The sequence below is a fragment of the Paenirhizobium naphthalenivorans genome, from assembly GCF_007992095.1.
GTDB classification, from domain to species: Bacteria; Pseudomonadota; Alphaproteobacteria; order Rhizobiales; family Rhizobiaceae; genus Allorhizobium; species Allorhizobium naphthalenivorans.
Genome location: NZ_BJZP01000001.1, coordinates 332,078 through 350,806, shown reverse-complemented (window position 1 = coordinate 350,806; position 18,729 = coordinate 332,078). Strand labels below are relative to the sequence as shown.

The window sequence follows — 18,729 nt, the reverse complement described above, 5'->3', positions numbered from 1 at the left end:
AGACGTGAAGATGACCTATTACAAGCGTGAAAGCGAAGTCCTGGTTCTCAGCGCGGCAAGCAGTTCCCCGGGAACGGGCTGGGTGTCGACGACCGTGCAGAACGCAATGAACTACGCCCGTACGAACGGGCTGACGTTGGTGCTGCTGAGCGGCATCTTCCTGACCGGTGCGCTGACCGTCGACACGGCGACGGGCGGCGGTCAGAAGCTCACCATGCGGGCGGCGGTCGCCGGCGCGGCCACGTTGCGCTTCACTGGCGGCAGCTACCTCTTCCAAGTGAACGGGATCAACGATGTTTCGGTGTCGGGGGTGGTGTTTGACGGCCAGAACACGACGATCGGCGACTCGTCAAACCAGGCGGGTCTGGTGCGCTTCCGGGCCTGTTCCGGTTTCGCCTTCGATGGCTGCAAGGTGACCCGCAGCACGAAGACCGGCGTGGTCGCCCTGATCGGTGCGCAAGGTACGATCGCCGACTGTGCGATCGACAACTGCTCGGTCGGCGTGCTGGTCTACAACAGCCGCGTGGAGGTGGCGCGCAATCGCATCACCGCCTGCTCGAACAACGGCGTGTATGTCTGGCGCGAGCCGGCCAGCGGCGTGGAATATGATGGCTCGACGATTATCGACAACATTATCGACGACATCGACACGGCGGGCGGCGGCACCGGCCAGAACGGAAACGGGATCGTCGTCTATCGGGCCGTCGGAGTGAAGGCCTGCGGCAACACGATCTCGAATGTGCAGTATTCCTGCATCCGCTTCAATGCATCCGGTGCCGCGCAGATCCTTGGCAACCATTGCATTTCGGCGCGGGAATGCTCGGTTTTCCTCGAGGCGACTGGCCCGGGGCTGAACCTCGACGGTGCGGTGATCGCCAACAACATTATCGAGCAGGCGGGGTCCGGCATCAACGTCGTCAACCTCGGACTCTACAGCGACGGCATCTCCCGGCGGGTCACGATCTCCTCGAACCATATCCGGGGCATCACCAAGAATACGATCAGCGACCCTGGCTATTCGCCGACCGTCTCCATCGCGAGCGGCATTCTGGTCGAGGGGCTCTGCGTGCTGACCGGTAACATGATCGAGGGTGCGGCCGGCTTCGGAATCTTGCTCGGTACCAACGAAGCGACCTACGATCTGCTTGCAACGGGCAACCTCGTTCACGCCTCCACCACCGGCATCGGTTATTCCAACAATGCGTCGGCCGGCCGTATCTCGATCGTCGGCAACGTGGTGAGCGGGGCGACGAACGGTTCCGTCGTTCCGGTGGCGTTCAATGGCGTGAGCTACTATCGAGTCGGCTCGACAGATCTCGCCAACACTGCCGACAGCCAGGTCGGCAATGTCTATGTCGGTAACAACCGCGGCTATTGAGCGGATCAACGCGTTTCGGGGGCGGGATTGCTGCCCCCGAAGCACTTCCACTGGCCCTCCAGCCGGCGCGGCGGCGCCCCCTGGCCGCTCTGCCTTGCTTTTACCCCAAGCCGGTGCAATGGACGCATTCGCAGATTCTCTTAGGTTCACAAAGGAGAGGTTACCCCCGTGTCCTTCACCCGTATCTCCGCGGCCGCCATTATCGGCCTTGCGCTTCTGTCGCTCGCCGGTTGCGGCAACACCATCCGCGGCGTCGGTCGCGATCTCGGCAATGCCGTCGATGCGACGCAGGATGCCGGCCGCAGTGTGGCCAACTCGGTAAAATGAACGGCATCAACCAAGGTCCGTTTTGTCCGGCGCTAGCCGTCGCAGGGCCGGGTCCAGGTCACCGTAGCCGGTAAAGCGGTATTCGTAAGCAAGGCCGAGGTAGTCGGCTGCCCATCGGGCTTTCTGCTGAAGCTCGACATCCTCGGTTTGCGCCAGGTAGACGATCTTGGTGTAATTGCCAAACACCATGTCCCGCAATTCCGGATGCGTGTCGAGCTTCAACGGCTCGATCACGAAGGCCTCGAACTGCCGGGTGATCAGGTCGGTCAGGTAAAAGGCGGTGAACTCGTTCTCGCATTCGGCCAGGAACTTTTCCGTGCCGGAGAAGAAGGCATAGCAGTGCGGCCCGGCGATACGCTCGATGCCTTCCTCGGCGCAGATCCTGTCGATCTCGCCTTGGGTCCCGCATTCGGCATAGCCGATGAAAATGCGGCCATAGCCGGCAGCCCTGGCCGTGGCGATCTTCTCGCGCAGCGCCGGCGCGATTTTTTGCGGGTGGACATGCCAGATCGCCGGCAGGCATTCGAGGTCGATATGGTCGAGCCCATTGGCGTTACGGATCGCCAGGATTTCGCGCGCGATCGCGCCGCAGGCGATGATCTGAACTTTTTCGGCGTTCGCGCGTTTCATGGTCGTATTCTCGACATTTTTCGAAGATGCCCACCCAACATGGAGCTTTCTATCATGAACACCCGGAAACTCACCCTCGCCGTTGTCCTCATGGCATCGGCCTTCGGCCTTTCTTCGTGCGGCAACACCATTCGCGGCATCGGCAAGGATACCGCCAACACCGTCAACGCGACGCAGCAGGCCGGGCAGGACGTCGGCAACGCCGCGAAGTGAATAGCTGGCATGCCCGAGGCTTCCTGGGCGCTGGCCTCGCGAGAGGCGACAGAGGCACGACGCTCGGCACCGTTGCCAAGGTCAGTGCCGTCTATATTCTAGGTATCGTGCTGTTGGCCGGTGGGGTGGGAGGATTTTCGTCCGCAGCAACGCCGACACCCCTGGAGCGATAACGGAGTTCGTTGCCGGCCGCTGAAGGCGGCCGGCGCTATTGACGCTGACAACCTTCAACCGCGAGCGGCAAGGCTGTTGTGTTTGCGGGCGACAAAATCCTTGGCCGTTTCGACCGCCACTGCCGCGTCGCGGCAATAGGCATCGGCGCCGACCGCCTTGCCGAATTCCTCGTTGAGCGGCGCGCCGCCGACCAGAACGATATAATCGTCGCGAATGCCCTTTTCCTTCATCGTGTCGATAACGACCTTCATGTAGGGCATGGTCGTGGTCAAAAGCGCCGACATGCCGACGATGTCAGGTTTTTCCCGCTCCATCGCCTCCAGATAGTTCTCGACCGGATTGTTGATGCCAAGATCGATCACGTCGAATCCGGCGCCTTCCATCATCATGCCGACGAGGTTCTTGCCGATGTCGTGAATGTCGCCCTTGACGGTGCCGATGACCATCTTGCCCTGCTTCGGCGCGCCGGTGGCGGCCAAAAGCGGACGCAGAATGGTCATGCCGGCTTTCATCGCGTTGGCCGAGAGCAGCACTTCCGGCACGAACAGGATGCCGTCGCGGAAATCTATGCCGACGATGCGCATGCCTTCGACGAGCGCCTTGGTCAGGATGTCGTAGGGCACCCATCCGCGCTCGATGAGGATGTTGGTCGCCTCCTCGATCTCCTCCTTGAGGCCGTCATAGAGATCATCGTGCATCTGTTGCACGAGTTCGTCGTCAGAGAGTTCCGAGAGAATGATTTCGTCGTCTGACATGGGGTGCATCCCGGCTGGTGTTGCGCGATTGTGAGCGCTGTCTGCAAAAAGACTGCCTCAACGACAGTTAAACCTCAAGTTCGCGAAAACTTCTTTTTGAAAGCGACGCCGCTGCGCGCGAAAAACGACGGCCGGTCCAGCGCGGTGCTCTGATGTCTGTCTCATGCAAGCCGTTGGCGCATTAAGGAAGGTTTCCCTTCAATTTTGGATTAGCATACGCATGGGAAAACGGCGCTGGAACGCGCACAACGAGGAAACGCAAGATGGACGAGATCACAGCAGAGACCGGCGCCGGCGCGGGCCGTCGAACCCGCAGCGAAGGCCGTGGGGCCGCCGCGCGCCGCGCGTCGCGCAGCGGTGGCGGCGCCGGGCCGTCCATGCCCTATATCCAGCGCAAGATCCCAGTCTACGAGGTGCTCGACGAAGAAGGCCTGTCGATCATCGAGCGCAACGCCGATATTGTTCTGGAAGAGATCGGCATCGAGTTCCGTGACGATGCTGAAGCGCTCGAGATGTGGCGACAGGCCGGCGCGGACGTCAGGGGCGAGCGGGTGCACTTTCCCAAGGGCCTGTGCCGTGAACTGCTGAAGACCGCGCCCTCGGAGTTTACCTGGCATGCCCGCAATCCGGAGCGCAGCGTGCGCATCGGCGGCAATGCGACGGTCTTTGCCCCGGTCTACGGTTCTCCCTTCGTCCGCGATCTCGACGGCAATCGCCGCTATGCGACGCTCGAGGACTTCCGCAATTTCGTCAAGCTCGCCTACATGGCGCCGTCGATCCATTCGTCGGGCGGCACGGTCTGCGAGCCGGTCGACATTCCGGTGAACAAGCGCCACCTCGACATGGTCTACAGCCATATCAAATATTCCGACAAGCCGTTCATGGGGTCGGTCACAGCGCCGGAACGGGCCGAGGATTCGGTCGCCATGGCCAAGCTGGTGTTCGGCGACGACTTCGTCGAGAACAACTGCGTCATGCTCAACCTGATCAACGCCAATTCGCCGATGGTCTTCGACGAGACCATGCTCGGGGCGGCCAAGGTCTACGCCCGCCACAATCAGGCCTGCGTGCTTTCACCCTTCATCCTGTCGGGCGCGATGAGCCCGGTGACGGTCGCCGGTACGCTCACCCAGATTCTGGCCGAAGTGCTGGCGGGTGCTGCCTTCACCCAGCTGGTGCGCAAGGGCGCGCCGGTGCTGTTCGGTACTTTTGCCGCCTCGATTTCGATGCAATCGGGGGCGCCGACCTTCGGCACGCCGGAACCGGCGCTCGTCTCCTATGGCGCCGCCCAGCTGGCGCGGCGCCTCGGTCTGCCGTTTCGTACCGGCGGCTCGCTCTGCGCTTCGAAGGTTCCGGATGCGCAAGCCGCTCACGAGAGCGCCAATACGCTCAACGTGACGCTGCTCGCCGGCACCAACTTCGTGCTCCACGCCGCCGGCTGGCTGGAGGGTGGTCTTTCCGCCTGCTACGAGAAGTTCATGATCGACCAGGACCAGCTCGGCATGATGCAGAAAATGGCGATGGGTGTGGATCTGTCGGAAAGTGGCCAGGCGATGGATGCCATCCGCGAGGTCGGACCGGGCGCCCACTATCTCGGTTGCGCCCATACCCAGGCGAATTTCCAGACGGCCTTCTACCGCTCGGCGCTTGCCGACAACAATTCCTTCGAGCAGTGGGAGATCGAGGGGCGCAAGCGCATCGAGGACCGCGCCAATACCCTCTGCCGCTCCTGGCTCGACAACTACGAGGCGCCGCCACTCGATCCGGGCATTGACGAGGCGCTGACGGCCTATATCGCCAAGCGCAAGGACTCCATGCCGGACGCTTTCACCTGAAAGGATCCCGGTCCCGCCAGGGAGCAAGGCGGAGCGGCGCGAGTCGCGGACATGATCCAGGAATCGGTCTGGCGACCGCACTATAAATATGAGGGGTCGCGGTGAGTGACCTTTCGCGTTTGCTGGCCGAGATCGCCGCGCAGCTCGCGCCGCATGGCCTGCATTCGCGCGGTGTCGCACGCTTTGACCGCGGCGCGGGCGCTCCGGTTCTGGCCGACGGAGGAAAGGCGCACACTGTGCTCCTGATCGGCAACGTCGGCGGTTCGCTGTGGCGGGCCTTCAGCGAGTGGCGCGAAACGCAGCCGGACCGCGGTGGGGCGCATCCGCTCGATCGCTGGTCTAAGCAACGGATCGGCGCCTTGGCCACGATGACCGGCGGGACCGCCTATTATCCGTCCGATCCGCCGTACCAGCCGTTCCAGCGCTGGGCGATCATGGCGGAGGGCCTCAAGGCTTCGCCGCTCGGCATTCTCATTCATCCGGCCTACGGGCTCTGGCACGGCTATCGGGGAGCCCTTGGCTTTGCCGAGACCCTGCCGGAGGGCGCGCTCGATAGTCCACCAAATGCGCATCCTTGCGAAAGCTGTCGCACCAAGGCCTGCCTGAACGCCTGTCCGGCCGGGGCGGTGACGGCCGCGCATTTCGATGTCGCGGCCTGCCGTCAGGAGCTACTGGGCGACGCGGGGCATTCCGCCTGTATGCACGCCGGTTGCCTGGCGCGCGCCGCCTGTCCGGTCGGCGCGCAATTTTGCTATCCGGAAGGCCAATTGCGCTTCCATATGGAAGCGCTTGGCCCGCCATCCTGATAGAGAGGGGCAGGCGGCCTTGCGCGGCTCCGTTTCTAAGCCGCGATCTTTTTGGCCACAGGTTTGCGCGGAGCGGCTTTTTGCGGCATGAGCGCGACGATCTCGTCGGTGAGTTGTGCGGCGTTATGCAGGGCTTTGGAAAGATTGGACACTTCGGCCGGGTTCATCGCCTGCAACAGGCCGCCCTTGTCGAAGACGTCGCGATAGGCTGCGCGCTCGGCGATCGGGGTCGACAGCGTGGCAATGCCCCGGCTGGCGAGCAGGTCCTTGGCGGCCTGCAGGGCGCGGGTGGTGACGGCGGCGTTGACGCGGGTGAGCACCACTGAATGCGGGATCGTCACGCCACAGGACACATCGAGCTCCTTGAGCAGTTCAAGCACTTCGGCGCCGCCATGGGCGTCCATGGCACAGCCCTGCACGGGAATCAGCACATGATCGGCAAGGCCCACGGCCTTGGCGAGAAGGGCGTCGTGACTGGAGGGCAGATCGATGAGGATATAACCGCCGCGCTTCCTGGCCTTGGCGGTTAATGCCTCAATCGTCTCCTCGGTCACCGGAGCGACCGAAATCAGGCTGCTGGCGCCGGCCACGGCGTGCCAGCGGCTGATCCAGCCGCGCGGGTCTGCGTCGAGGATAGTGACGCGATTGCCGCGTCCGGCAAGTTCGCAGGCGAGAATGAGGGCCGCCGTGGTCTTGCCGGCGCCGCCCTTGGTGTTGGCAAATGTCAGTACTGGCATATCTTTTCCTTCATGAAATAAAGGTCCGAGCCAAGTCATCGCTCCAGGTTGCAGCGCGGTTTCATGCTGCCTGACCGGCATGGTTGGCAGGGATGGTTAATGAGTCGTAAATGGAGCGAATACTTCGTTAATTGCTTGAATTGAATGGACTGCCGCTGGCAGATTGCTATCCTTACAGCTGACTTTAACCTGGGCCGCTCATGCCACTGATTTTCATGATATTGTTCTGCCTTCTTCCGCTATCGCAGGCGTCAGGTGCGCCAGCCGATGAAGTATGCGCGACAAAGACGCAAAGCGGCATTTCTTATACGCTATGCAGTTTCGATCCCGCGGTTTCGCTGATGCGAATCTATCACCTCGACCCCGAGGGAAGGCCCTTCGGCGGCTTTGATTCCCTCAGCCGGCAATTGTGGAAGGAACGCCATTATCTGATCGCGGCAATGAACGGCGGCATGTATCAGCCGGACCTGTCGCCGGTCGGCCTGTTTGTCGAGCACGGGTTCGAGCGTCAGGCGATCAGCACCAAGTCCGGCTGGGGGAATTTCCACCTGTTGCCAAACGGCGTCTTTTGGTTGAAGGGCGGGCGGGCAGGGGTGGCGGAAACGTCGCTTTATCTCAGGGAGAGGATTGCCCCCGACTATGCCACCCAGTCAGGACCGATGCTGGTCATCGATGGTGAGATTCATCCGCGGTTTCTGCCCGACAGCGACAGTCTGAAGATCCGCAACGGCATCGGAGTGGACGAAAAGGGCAGAGTACAGATGGTGATCTCGGAGGCGCCCGTGCGTTTCTATGACTTCGCCCTCTTGTTTCGCGATCAGCTCGGTTGCCGAAATGCCCTTTATCTCGATGGAACAATTTCCAGCCTCTACGTCGCCGGTACGTCACGGCGGGATGGGCTGTTTCCGCTTGGGCCGATCATCGCGGTGATCGGCACTGTGCGCTGAAAAATCCGGCAGTGGCCGGTCAGACCGCTGCCTTGGGATAGGCGCGTTCCAGCCCGCCGGAGCGGACAAGACCGGCGCGCAAGGCGAGATAGGCCGGATGCTGGCTGGAGCGCGCGGCTTCCATCAGGCGGACCTGCAAGCGGCCGGGCGCGGCATTGCCAAGCCATTCGCCGCAGCGCTCGAGCCTGAGCGAGTTGAGAAAGGGCGCCTCGCTCTCGCGGTCGAGATAGAGCGCCAGTCCGTCGAACAGAAGGTTGTCCTGCACCGGATTCTCAAACAGAAGCTGGAGGAAGGACTGGCCGGCCCCGTCAAGGCCGCGAAGCTTGTCGGCGACGGTATCGATCGATGTGGTCTGGTTCTCTGGCATTGGGGGCTCCTTCTTCTTCTGGTCGCCTTGAGCTAAGGCTTGATGCATTCGATTTCGGCCGTCAGGCTGGAGTGGAGGTCCATGGCGCCTCCAGCCGCGGCACGTCGATATGGTCCGGTTCCAGTCCCTGTTTCTCGCGCTCGACCATCATTTCGTAGGCCCGTTCGAGGTGGCGGGTGAAGCGCTCCGTATCGAACAATGGTTCCACAAGCCGATTGGCGGCGAGGCGGGCACGGATGTCAGCAAGGCGGTCGCGGTCGCGGGCAAGGGCGATGCCGAGCTCGACCACACCGTCCTCGTCCTCGGCCACCAATTCGGCCATGCCGACCGCGTTAAGCAGGCTTTCCGACACGCGGGAGGTGAAGTTGTGGCCCTTGCAGGTCAGGACGGGAAGGCCGGCCCAGAGCTTGTCGGAGGTCGTTGTATGCCCGTTGGTCGGAAAGGTGTCGACGGCGATGTCGGCCGCCTGAAGGCGGGCGACATGCGCGGGATAGTCGGCGCGGCGGGCATAGTGGATGCGGTCGGTGGCGACGCCCTGACCAGCCATGTAGGCGGAAAAATTCGCCTGTGCATCGACGTCGTCACACATCATCCACAAGATGGCGTCCGGGATGGCGACAAGGATACGAGCCCAGAGCCTTGCCGTGCGGGCCGAAATCTTGCGCACGGCGTTGAACGAGGCGATGACGAAGGCGTCCTGGGGCAGGCCAAGACCCTCCCGCGATGCCGCTGGCGGCAAGGCACGGTGCTCACGATCATTGGCCTGATAGCAGTCCGGGAGACGGCAGAGCTTCTCGTGGTAATAGGGTTTCGATGTGTCAGGCGTTACGATTCCGTCGCCGATCACGTAGTCGCAGTCGATGCCGGTTCCACAACCGGGAAAGCCCAGATAGGCGACCTGGATCGGCGCCAATCCGCGATTGACGAGGTTGATGCGAGCGTCCTTGGTATGGCCCTTGAGGTCAACGAGGATGTCGATGCCGTGTTCGCGGATCGCCTCGGCGGCCTGCTCGTCGTCGAGGGTGCGGATCGGTACGATGGTCCCGTAATGTTGACGCATGCCCTGGTCGACCGAAAGGACGCCGTCGTCGGTGTAGCAGAATACGGTTATGTCGAATTTTTCGCGATCATGGGCCATGAGCACGCCTTGGAGCAGCCGCATGGTCGCATGCTGGTCGCAGACGTCGTTGGACAGATAGCCGATACGGATCTTGTCGGCGAACCGGTGCGGCATCGTTCGTCTTGCCACGCGCGATTGCGGGGTGAAGGCGGTTCCTCCGGGCATGCGGGTGATGCGGGCGTTGAGACTCTCGTCATCGCACCACATGATATGGTCGTGTGGGTCGTCGACGGCGAAGGCCGCCGCTTCGCCGGACTTCATCCGCTCCAGCATCCGCATATCCTCGGCTTCGCATTCCTCCAGGCACAGGAGTTCGCGTAGCAGGCCGCGATAGGTGTGTTCCGCCTCAAGGTCGAAAGGGCCGCCGCGGGCCGCCTGACGGGCGAGCATGAGCGCTGGCGCTCGACGCCGGGCCAGCCTGTAGCTGCGGGCTGCCAGAAGGCGGAGCATCCGGGCGTTTGCCGAATCGAGGTTGGCCGCACGCGCGTAGAAATCCGCCGCCTTTTCGCTATTGCCGAGCTTGACATGGCATTGGGCCGCCATCAACACCAGCTTGGCGTCAGCAGATGCCTTGCCGAGGAGGGGCAAAAGGCGCGCAAGGCACTGTTGGTAGCGTCCGGCCTTGTAAGCGTTGATCGCGTCCGGCAGTCCTTTGGGCATAGGCATTCTGGGCAGTACTTCCGTGAACTCTCTTGGAAACCTGCCGCAGGCTAGGGCCCGAGCCTTATCCAAGGCTGGAGCCGGGTGCCCCGTCGCATCGGGGTTCGGTTGACAGGCCATGTGCGAGTAGAAAGGTTGAACTGACTTTTGGTCGCCGATTCGCGCCAAAAAACCGATAATCTGCGCGTGCCGCGTGGGGCGCCTTGCCGGACGGAGCCTTTGAATGCCTGAATTGTCCATTTGTATGCCGAGCAATCGCAATCTCGCCGAGGCGCGTGCGGCGATCGATAGCGCGTTGGCCTATTGCGAGGCACGCGACGCGCTGCTGATCATCTCCGACAACTCCGGTGATGCCGAAAAGCGGGCCTATCTTGAGGGCCTTTCGCCCCGGCTGACGCTGATCGACGCCGGAAATGCCACGCTGTCCGAAAATTTACGCCTGGCGCTCAATGCCGCGACAACGGCCTTCATTATGCCGATGGGCGATGACGACGAGATCCGCGCCGTCGAGGGCATGCCGGCCTTCGATCTGGCGAGCCTGCCCTACGATTACGTGGGCGTTTTGCCGGTCAGCATTCCCTTTTCGGTGGCGCGCGGAGACATGGAAGCCAAGGCCTTCGCATTGACCGCAGAGGACCCGGGCGAGCGGATCGCCCAGTATAGTTCCGGGGCAAAGGGCAACAACAGCCTGTACTATAGCATCTTCCGTCGCGACGTCTTTAATTCCATGATGCATGACTTCCTGGAATACCACCCGACCAAGGGATTGTACTGCGACTGGGCGATCATTGTAACAATGATCTGCTATGGCAAGATGGCGCACGATCCGGGCACGGTTTTCCGTTACAATATGAGCAACTGGGATTCTGCGCAAAAGACCGGTCAGTCAAATGCCGATCTCTACCGGAGCGCCGGACTGCCGGCGGACGCTGCCAAGTTCCACGGTCTGCTGCTTTATCTCGATGTCTTTGTGCTCGTCATGCGTTCCGGAAGTCCTGTGCCGCCGGCCGAGCGCCAACGCCTTGCCCGGATCGTGAACAACCGACTGCTCGCGAGTTTCATCACGGGCGTTGCCAACGCGCCGCAGGATTACGATGGCACGCTGCGCCATCTCGCGACGATGGCGGTCGATGAGAATGACAGCTTCGTCGCGTTCCAGATTGCCTTGATGATGATCGACCGGCTGCAGCCGGGCCTGAAGGATCGTTACGTCGCCTTCTTCAAGGCGGTTATGGCGCCGGCCTGATCCGGCGCCACTGAGCGGCACTTATCAAGGCGCGGTCAGCCGCGACGGCGCGTGCGCCGGCCACCTTCCTGATTGCCAGATTCCGCAGCCGTCTTGTTGCGTAGCGGGCCGATCTTGTCGACGATCGTTTCGATCGTCGGACGGGGGCCCGGCGTGTAGCCGTCGATCGCCGCGCGCATGGCGGCGAGATGGCCGCAGGAGGTTCCGCAGCAGCCGCCGATAATCTTGGCGCCCGCGTCGCGCGCCAGCCTGGCATATTCGGCCATCAGCGGTGGCGTACCGGAGTAATGGATCTCCGAGCCGCGAAATTCCGGGATGCCGCAATTGCCCTTGACGATGACAGTCGCTGCCGGATCGGCGGCGGTCATGTCGAGCAGGCTCGAAAGAATGTCGGAGGCACCCACGCCGCAATTGGCGCCAACGGCAAGCGGACCAGAGCCGATGTCTTTCGCCACGTCGTGGATGTCCTTCGGGTCGAGCCCCATCATCGTCTTTCCGGCGGTATCGAAAGAGCCGGTATAGGTGTAGGGCAGGCCGGTCTTGACAGCGGCTTCGGCCGCGGCACGGATTTCCTCCGGCGAGGACATGGTCTCGATCCAGGCGACGTCGACGCCGCCAGCCTTGAGACCCTCCATCTGTTCGGCGAAGGATGCGACGGCCTCGTCATAGGTCATCGCGCCGAGTGGTTGCAGCAGCTCGCCGGTCGGGCCGACGGAGCCGGCGACAATAACCTTGCGTGGCGCCTTGTCGGCAACGGCGCGGGCGATTTCGGCGGCCTTCTTGTTCAGCGCGAAAACCCGGCCCTGCGCATTGTGCAGCTTCAGTCGGTGACGCGTGCCGCCGAAGGAATTGGTGAGGATGATGTCGGCGCCGGCATCGACGAAATCCTGATGCAGTTTGGTGATCTTTTCCGGCTGGCTCTCGTTCCAGAGTTCCGGCGCCTCGCCAGCCTCCAGCCCCATGGCAAACAGATTGGTCCCCGTGGCACCATCGGCGAGCAGCACGCCCTTCTCGGCCAGGAGTTCGGAAAGCGGATTGGTTGCGGTCGCCATGGGATGTCCTCCGGATCGGATTTGAGCGTCGATATAAGGCGCACCCGGCTCGGTCCGCAACGCTCAAATGCGACAGGACAGGCCGCCACGCCATGGGCGGCCCGTCTTGCCGATCGGATCGACGCTACCGCGCCGCGACCTGGTGATCGAGATGGCTGGTGGGCGTCACCATCGACGAAATGATCGCCGAGAGGTCGACGGAGCCGATTGGCGTGCCGGCCTTGTCGACAACGTGGGCGTCGGTCTGGCCCGCCACGGTCATCGCCCGCGCGGCTTCCTCCAGCACGGTGCTGCTCTTGAGCGGCATGCCGACGGGAGCCTCGGCGAGCGGTGACATGATGGTTCTCACCTGGATCACCCGGCCGCGGTTCACCTCTTTGACGAAGGCGGAGATATAGGAATCGGCCGGGCGCAGCACGATCTCTTGCCCGGTGCCCTGTTGGACGACCTCACCGTCGCGCAGAATGGTGATCATGTCGCCGAGTCTCAGAGCCTCGTCGAGGTCATGGGTGATGAAGACGATAGTCTTCTGCAACTCCTCCTGCAGGTCGAGAAGCACCGACTGCATATCGACGCGGATCAGGGGATCCAGCGCTGAGAAGGCTTCATCCATCAGCAGGATGTCGGCATCATTGCTCAGCGCGCGGGCGAGCCCGACGCGCTGCTGCATGCCGCCGGATAGCTGGTTTGGAAAGTTGTTCTCAAAACCGGAGAGGCCGACGCGCTCGATCCAATAGGCCCCCTTCTTTTCCCGCTCGGCGCGCGATACGCCCTGGATCTCCAGGCCGTATACGGCGTTTTCCATCACCGTGCGGTGGGGCAGGAGGGCGAACTTCTGGAACACCATGGCCGTCTTGTGACGGCGGAAGTCGCGCAGCGCCGAAGGGGACATCTGGCAGATGTCGACGTCCTCGTAGAGCACCTGTCCCGCAGTCGGTTCGATCAGCCGGTTGATATGGCGGATCAGGGTGGACTTGCCCGAGCCGGACAGCCCCATGACGACGGTGATGCCGCCTGCCGGCATGGAGATGTTGATATCCTTGAGGCCGAGCACATGATCGTGCTTGTCGTTGAGTTCCGCCTTGGTCATACCCGCCTTGACGAGGTCGATATAGTCTTCCCCGCGTGGTCCGAAGATCTTGTAGAGTTCGCGGATTTCGATGCCGTGACTAGCCATGGATGACCTCCGTATGCTTCTGCAACCGTTTGCCATAGGCTTGGCTGGTGCGGTCGAAGATGATGGCGATGGCGACCAGGGCGAAGCCGTTGAGCAGGCCGATCGTGAAGAACTGGTTGGTGATCGCCTGCAATACGTTCTTGCCGAGCCCGCCGACGCCGATCATCGATGCAACGACGACCATGGAAAGCGACATCATGATGGTCTGGTTGATGCCCGCCATGATGGTCGGCAAGGCCAGTGGTATCTGCACGTTGAACAATTTCTGCGACGACGAGGAGCCGAAGGCATCGGCCGCCTCCAGCACTTCGCGGTCGACAAGGCGGATGCCGAGATTGGTAAGCCGGATCATCGGCGGAACCGCATAGATAACCACGGCAATCAGGCCCGGCACCTTACCAATGCCGAAGATCATCACCACCGGAATGAGGTAGACGAAGCTCGGCATGGTCTGCATGACGTCGAGGATCGGATTGACGACCGACTGGGCACGGTCCGAGCGGGCCATGAGAATGCCGATCGGTATGCCGATGACAATGGCCATGAGTGTGCAGACGGTGACCATGGCGAGCGTCACCATCGTGTCCTCCCACAGGCCGACCAGGCCGATCGCGATCATCGCCAGGAAGGTGCCGGCGGTGATCCGAGCATCACGCCCGGTAATGTGGATGACCGCTGTCAGCGCCAGCAGGAAAATGATCCAGGGCGCATCGACGAACAGGTCCTGCAGCCAGTTCAGAAACCATTGCAGCGGCTGGACGGCTGTGTCCAGTATATCGCCATAGGCGCGCACAAAGGCCTTGAAACCGCCGTCGACGCTTTTTTTGAAGGCGCGCAGAAGGCTGTTGTCGATGGATGGAAAACTACAGAGCAGTTCGGGAAGGTAACTGCATATACCAGAAGCCATGTGATGGTCCCCCTGTTTAAACCCCGTCGGTCCCGGGCATCGCGCCCGCGGACCGGCCCGCCGATGCCGCAACGCCGAGCGATTGGCAAAACGACATCGCGCGCGGGCACCACTGCCGGGCGCCCGCGACGGAATTATTCAAATGAGGCCGCCCCGCAGGCCGGCGCAATGAAGTCGATGGCGTGGGCGGTGACGAGGTCACCGCGCCATGCCCGGATCAGAGATCAGCTTTCACCTTGTCCGCTACCTCCGCCGGGAGCCAGCCGGTCCACAGTTCCGGATAGGTTTTCAGGAAGTGTTCCGCCGCTTCCTCATTGGTCGCCTGGTTCTCGTCCATCCAGGCGAGCACTTCGCCGACAGTGTGATTGTCCCATTTGCGGGCCTTCACATAATCCAACGCGACACTTGCCTTTTCCGCGAACTCCTTGGTGACGACCGTGTAGACGTCGGAGACTGGATAGGAATTGACCTTCGGGTCGGCGCAATCGGCGACAGCCGTACATTTGTCCCATTCCGCCTTGTCATGCTTGACGTCGAAGCTCAGCTTGACCATCTCGTACTTGCCAAGGATCGCGGTCGGTGCCCAATAATATCCGAGCCAGCCGGTCTTCTTCTCGAAGGCATTGGCGATCGAACCATCGAGGCCGGCCGCCGAACCGGTGTCCACCAGGTCAAAACCTTTTTCCTTGGCGCCAACCGCGCGATAAAGGTTGGCCGTCGAGATCTGGCAATTCCAGCCGGATGGGCAATTGATGACCGCCGCCTTGGACGAATCTTCGGGTGCGGGAAAAAGCTCTGGATGCTTCAGTGCGTCCTGTACCGTCTTGATGTCGGGGTGGGCGTCGGCGATGAATTTCGGGATCCACCAACCTTCGACACCGCCGTCGCTTAGAATCGGAGCGGCCTGGATCAGGCGCCCTTCGGCCACGGCCTCGTCGAGTGGGGTGCGAACCGCATTCACCCACAATTCAGGCGCCATGTCCGGTTCGCCCTTTTCGTTCATCGAGGTGAAGGTCGGCATCGTGTCGCCGGTGACGAGGGTGACATCGCAGCCATAACCGGTTTCAAGGATGATCTTGTCGACATAGGCGGCAACACCGGCCGAAGCCCAGTTCATTTCGGCAATGGAAATTTTGCCGCATTCGGCAGCCTGGGCAGAGCCCGTCGCGACATAGAGTCCGGCGGCAAACACGGTAGATGCCAGGAGTTTCTTCATGGTCTAAGACCTCCAAGTCTCAATTTTTTTCGCAGCGTTATAGTTTAGCCAATACCTGCGTGCTGCATGACCAGGCATTGGGCGGAGCTGAACGGCACAAGGCGCAAAGTGGGAATACCCAAGCGCAAACCGAATGTGCAATGTCGGCGAGGGCCCACGCGATGAGACGCATGATTTTGGGAAGGGCCCAGCCAAATGCCGACCGTCCAAGGGTAGGGCCTATATTGCGAAAAGCAACCGTTTGAGGCGATAAAATACAAGAGAATGACGAGGTCGTCTTCCGCGGCGCAATATGTTGTGATGCAATGCGGCCATTGACGAGCGCCTTTTCACCTTCCGCGTAAGGTCTGTGATTGCCGGGCCTGCGCGCCCGAGAACGCCGCGTCAGCAACGGTTTACGCAACCTTGGTGAACACTCCCGGACCGGCCGTTGCGGAAGCCGCCGTCTGCCTCGCGAAATTGCTGCAGCGGCCATAAACCATCTGGTAATAATGTCTGGCTAAATGTGTCGGTACGGCAGTCATGCCGCTCGTGTCCCGGCCAAGGTAGTGCGTACCGGGCACGATTTAAGCCCGGTGTGGGGGAATCGCTCGCTGCCCGCATTGGTGGCATCAGTTGTATTCGCCTGGTGCGATTCTCTCCATGTTAAGGTAATCCTCACCCGTTCGCGGGCGTCATGGGCGCGTGCCAATCGATGCTGGGATCGCCGCTTGACCGGGTGGCGCCAGCATGAGAATCGGCAGAGCAGGTCCGGACACAAGCCGATTCCCTGCCCGCCGGTACGGGCTCATGCCATCACAAGGGCGAGGTCTCCATGGCAAAGGCAGTGATGCTGCAAGGTACAGGCTCTGATGTTGGCAAGACTGTTCTCGTTGCCGGCCTTTGCCGGCTTGCCGCCAATCAGGGGCTGAAAGTCAGGCCTTTCAAGCCTCAGAACATGTCCAACAACGCCGCCGTTGCCGACGATGGTGGCGAAATCGGCCGCGCCCAGTGGTTGCAGGCTCTTGCGGCCCGCGTGCCGTCCTCTGTCCACATGAACCCGGTGCTGCTCAAGCCCCAGTCGGAGACGGGCAGCCAGATCATCCTGCAAGGCAAGGTCTTTGGTCAGGCGAAGGGTCGTGACTACCAGAGGCTCAAGCCACAGCTGCTTTCCGCCGTGCTGGAGAGCTTCGAGATGGTGAAAGAGGGCGCGGATCTGGTGATCGTCGAGGGGGCAGGCTCGCCGGCCGAGATCAATCTGAGGGCCGGCGACATCGCCAACATGGGTTTTGCCACGCGCGCCGGCGTGCCGGTGGTGCTGGTTGGTGATATCGACCGCGGCGGGGTGATCGCCTCACTGGTCGGAACCCATACGATACTCCCGCAAGAGGATCGTCGGCAGATCGTCGGTTATATCATCAACAAGTTCCGTGGCGACGTCAGTCTGTTCGACGATGGGATCGCGGCGATTGGCCGGTTCACCGCCTGGCCATGCTTCGGCGTCATCCCCTGGCTGAAGGCGGCCGGTCGCCTGCCGGCGGAGGATTCGGTGGTGTTGGAACGGCTGGCAACGGGAAGGGAAGCCGCCCTGAAAGTCGCGGTGCCGGTTTTGTCGAGGATCGCCAATTTCGACGATTTCGACCCGCTCGCGGGCGAACCCGATGTCGAGCTTGTCTTTGTCCGCGCCGGTGAGCGCCTTCCCGCCGATGCCGGGCTCGTCATTCTGCCCGGATCGAAATCGACGATTGGCGATCTGGAGACCCTGCGCGCCAATGGCTGGGACGCGGACATCGCCGGCCATGCGCGCCGCGGTGGGCGGGTGATCGGCATTTGCGGCGGCTACCAGATGCTCGGACGCACCGTCGCCGACCCGCTTGGCCTGGAAGGTGAGAGCAGGACGGTGAAAGGGCTGGGCCTTCTGGACGTCGACACAGTGATGGCGCCGGAAAAGACGGTGCGCAACAGCCAGGCTCATTCACTGGAATTCGACGTCGCTCTGTCGGGTTATGAGATCCATCTCGGCGTCACTGAGGGACCGGATTGCCAAAGGGCAGCGGTTACCATCGAGTCGTATCCAGACGGCGCGCGCTCGCCCGACGGCCGGGTGATGGGCACTTATCTGCACGGCCTTTTTTCCAGCGACGCTTATCGTCGACAACTGTTGGAGAGCTTTGGCATCCGTGGCGGGGGCAGGGACTATCGTCTCGATGTCGATAATGCGCTCGATGAACTGGCGCAGGAGCTGAAGTCGCGTCTGTCGGTCGACTGGCTCAGGCAATGGCTGGGATAAGCCCGTCACGAACGGGCGCGCGCCTAGCGGTCACGCGGGATTACTTCTGCGCGGCGACGTCGACTGGCGAGGCCATCAACTCGTTCTGGCCCAGCGAGTTATCACTGTATTTGAACGCCAGGATGCTGAGCACCGAGGCAATGATGGCAAAAAAGATCGCACGCATGAACTTGCTCCTGATGCTCGCTCCTAAACCGACATTGCGGCAAAACTGGTTCCGCCCGGGCTAAATCGATCGCTAAATTCCGACCGAATACCGTTTTATTTCAACGGAACGTTTTAACGGGCGTGGCGGGCCGAAGCCGACGAAACCGGGAACTACACATACGCCATAGCCCTCTACAATGATTGAATTGGCCCTACAGGCCGCCCACTCACTGTCATCCAATTCCCGGAGGCAGACATTACCAGAATTTGCAGCAAGCATCTAGAAGGAGCCCTCGCTAGTCATTGACCAGCGAGGCCCATAGCTGTTTTCGACCGCTTTCTTTTCAGGCCGTTTCAGACCTGAGGATGGCAGTATCTCTCCATTCGTCGCGCGGGAGTCCGTCGAGGTAGGCGGCGATCTGCGCACGGGAGCGCTCCATTTCCGAGAGCTTTCGGTCGAGCTTGGCGACCTCGGCCTCCAACCGGGCGCGCAGCCGGTCGCAGGGATGGAAGGTCGGCTCCGGGCTGATGATGCAGGGTAAGAGGTCATGCATCGCCTCGACCGTCAGCCCTGCGTCGGCTAACTGCCGGATGCGGCGCGCCTCTTCCAGATCGTCTTGGGAATAGTCCCGATAGCCGCTCTCGGTCCGATGCGGCCGGAGGAGGCCCTCGGCTTCGTAGAAACGCAGCATCCGGACGCTGACGCCGCTCCGAACTGAAATCTCACCGATCTGCATCATGACCTCATTCGTTTTCTGCTTGACCC

General features: G+C 61.8%; 19 protein-coding genes. 8 read left to right on the top strand and 11 right to left on the bottom strand.

The genetic code is table 11. From position 1 onward, the window contains the following. The first annotated feature begins 10 nt into the window (after positions 1-10). Positions 11-1,378 carry a TIGR03808 family TAT-translocated repetitive protein gene (locus tag RNA01_RS01620; protein ID WP_147178188.1) on the top strand — a complete coding sequence of 456 codons (1,368 nt, stop codon included), beginning with the start codon at positions 11-13 and terminating at the stop codon, positions 1,376-1,378. 168 nt (positions 1,379-1,546) lie between these two features. Then, positions 1,547-1,705 (top strand): entericidin domain-containing protein, encoded by a 159-nt coding sequence (locus tag RNA01_RS01615; RefSeq protein ID WP_147178187.1) that lies wholly within the window; start codon positions 1,547-1,549, stop codon positions 1,703-1,705. Positions 1,706-1,711: 6 nt separating this feature from the next. On the opposite strand, the gene RNA01_RS01610 is transcribed toward RNA01_RS01615, so the two are convergent. Beyond that, entirely contained in the window at positions 1,712-2,335 is a 624-nt protein-coding gene (locus RNA01_RS01610; protein WP_147178186.1) for a DUF1638 domain-containing protein, read from the bottom strand. 90 nt (positions 2,336-2,425) lie between these two features. On the opposite strand from RNA01_RS01610, the gene RNA01_RS01605 reads away from it, so the two are divergent. Then, positions 2,426-2,548 carry an entericidin domain-containing protein gene (locus RNA01_RS01605; protein ID WP_147178258.1) on the top strand — a complete coding sequence of 41 codons (123 nt, stop codon included), beginning with the start codon at positions 2,426-2,428 and terminating at the stop codon, positions 2,546-2,548. Between the two features lie 227 nt (positions 2,549-2,775). Here the strand turns inward: RNA01_RS01605 and RNA01_RS01600 are convergent, their stop codons facing one another. After that, positions 2,776-3,477 (bottom strand): cobalamin B12-binding domain-containing protein, encoded by a 702-nt coding sequence (locus tag RNA01_RS01600; protein WP_147178185.1) that lies wholly within the window; start codon positions 3,475-3,477, stop codon positions 2,776-2,778. A gap of 263 nt (positions 3,478-3,740) precedes the next feature. Here RNA01_RS01600 and RNA01_RS01595 point away from each other — a divergent pair, with 263 nt between their 5' ends. Continuing rightward, positions 3,741-5,312 (top strand): trimethylamine methyltransferase family protein, encoded by a 1,572-nt coding sequence (locus RNA01_RS01595; protein ID WP_147178184.1) that lies wholly within the window; start codon positions 3,741-3,743, stop codon positions 5,310-5,312. A 101-nt stretch (positions 5,313-5,413) separates the two neighbouring features. Then, positions 5,414-6,118, top strand: coding sequence for a 4Fe-4S dicluster domain-containing protein (locus tag RNA01_RS01590; RefSeq protein WP_147178183.1), 705 nt, complete (start codon positions 5,414-5,416; stop codon positions 6,116-6,118). Positions 6,119-6,153: 35 nt separating this feature from the next. Here the strand turns inward: RNA01_RS01590 and RNA01_RS01585 are convergent, their stop codons facing one another. Further along, complete coding sequence (locus RNA01_RS01585; RefSeq protein WP_147178182.1) at positions 6,154-6,855, bottom strand: AAA family ATPase; 702 nt, start codon at positions 6,853-6,855, stop codon at positions 6,154-6,156. 341 nt (positions 6,856-7,196) lie between these two features. On the opposite strand from RNA01_RS01585, the gene RNA01_RS01580 reads away from it, so the two are divergent. After that, on the top strand, positions 7,197-7,802 hold the full coding sequence (locus tag RNA01_RS01580; RefSeq protein ID WP_284727748.1) for a phosphodiester glycosidase family protein: 606 nt from the start codon (positions 7,197-7,199) through the stop codon (positions 7,800-7,802). Positions 7,803-7,821: 19 nt separating this feature from the next. Here the strand turns inward: RNA01_RS01580 and RNA01_RS01575 are convergent, their stop codons facing one another. Continuing rightward, a complete protein-coding gene (locus RNA01_RS01575) occupies positions 7,822-8,169 on the bottom strand; it encodes a hypothetical protein (protein ID WP_147178180.1) in 348 nt (115 codons plus the stop codon). 61 nt (positions 8,170-8,230) lie between these two features. Next, a complete protein-coding gene (locus RNA01_RS01570) occupies positions 8,231-9,955 on the bottom strand; it encodes an O-linked N-acetylglucosamine transferase, SPINDLY family protein (protein WP_170253321.1) in 1,725 nt (574 codons plus the stop codon). 217 nt (positions 9,956-10,172) lie between these two features. Between RNA01_RS01570 and RNA01_RS01565 the strand changes: the two genes are divergently transcribed. Next, positions 10,173-11,195: a glycosyltransferase gene (locus RNA01_RS01565; RefSeq protein WP_147178178.1), complete on the top strand. Its 1,023-nt coding sequence runs from the start codon at positions 10,173-10,175 to the stop codon at positions 11,193-11,195. Positions 11,196-11,230: 35 nt separating this feature from the next. Here the strand turns inward: RNA01_RS01565 and bmt are convergent, their stop codons facing one another. The 4 genes from bmt to RNA01_RS01545 all read right to left on the bottom strand — a co-directional run bounded on the left by bmt (position 11,231) and on the right by RNA01_RS01545 (position 15,547). Then, positions 11,231-12,247: a betaine--homocysteine S-methyltransferase gene (gene bmt / locus RNA01_RS01560; protein WP_147178177.1), complete on the bottom strand. Its 1,017-nt coding sequence runs from the start codon at positions 12,245-12,247 to the stop codon at positions 11,231-11,233. A gap of 124 nt (positions 12,248-12,371) precedes the next feature. Further along, the gene (locus RNA01_RS01555) at positions 12,372-13,424 is read right to left on the bottom strand and encodes a quaternary amine ABC transporter ATP-binding protein (RefSeq protein WP_147178176.1); all 1,053 of its coding nucleotides are present in this window, start codon (positions 13,422-13,424) and stop codon (positions 12,372-12,374) included. Further along, positions 13,417-14,331, bottom strand: coding sequence for an ABC transporter permease (locus RNA01_RS01550; protein ID WP_147178175.1), 915 nt, complete (start codon positions 14,329-14,331; stop codon positions 13,417-13,419). The genes RNA01_RS01555 and RNA01_RS01550 overlap by 8 nt, the downstream gene beginning before the upstream one ends. A gap of 217 nt (positions 14,332-14,548) precedes the next feature. Next, positions 14,549-15,547 (bottom strand): ABC transporter substrate-binding protein, encoded by a 999-nt coding sequence (locus RNA01_RS01545; RefSeq protein WP_147178174.1) that lies wholly within the window; start codon positions 15,545-15,547, stop codon positions 14,549-14,551. Between the two features lie 814 nt (positions 15,548-16,361). Between RNA01_RS01545 and RNA01_RS01540 the strand changes: the two genes are divergently transcribed. Continuing rightward, positions 16,362-17,816, top strand: coding sequence for a cobyric acid synthase (locus tag RNA01_RS01540; protein WP_147178173.1), 1,455 nt, complete (start codon positions 16,362-16,364; stop codon positions 17,814-17,816). A gap of 40 nt (positions 17,817-17,856) precedes the next feature. On the opposite strand, the gene RNA01_RS24305 is transcribed toward RNA01_RS01540, so the two are convergent. After that, entirely contained in the window at positions 17,857-17,982 is a 126-nt protein-coding gene (locus tag RNA01_RS24305; protein ID WP_268906679.1) for a hypothetical protein, read from the bottom strand. Between the two features lie 325 nt (positions 17,983-18,307). Continuing rightward, complete coding sequence (locus tag RNA01_RS01535; RefSeq protein ID WP_170253320.1) at positions 18,308-18,703, bottom strand: MerR family transcriptional regulator; 396 nt, start codon at positions 18,701-18,703, stop codon at positions 18,308-18,310. Positions 18,704-18,729: the final 26 nt, after the last annotated feature.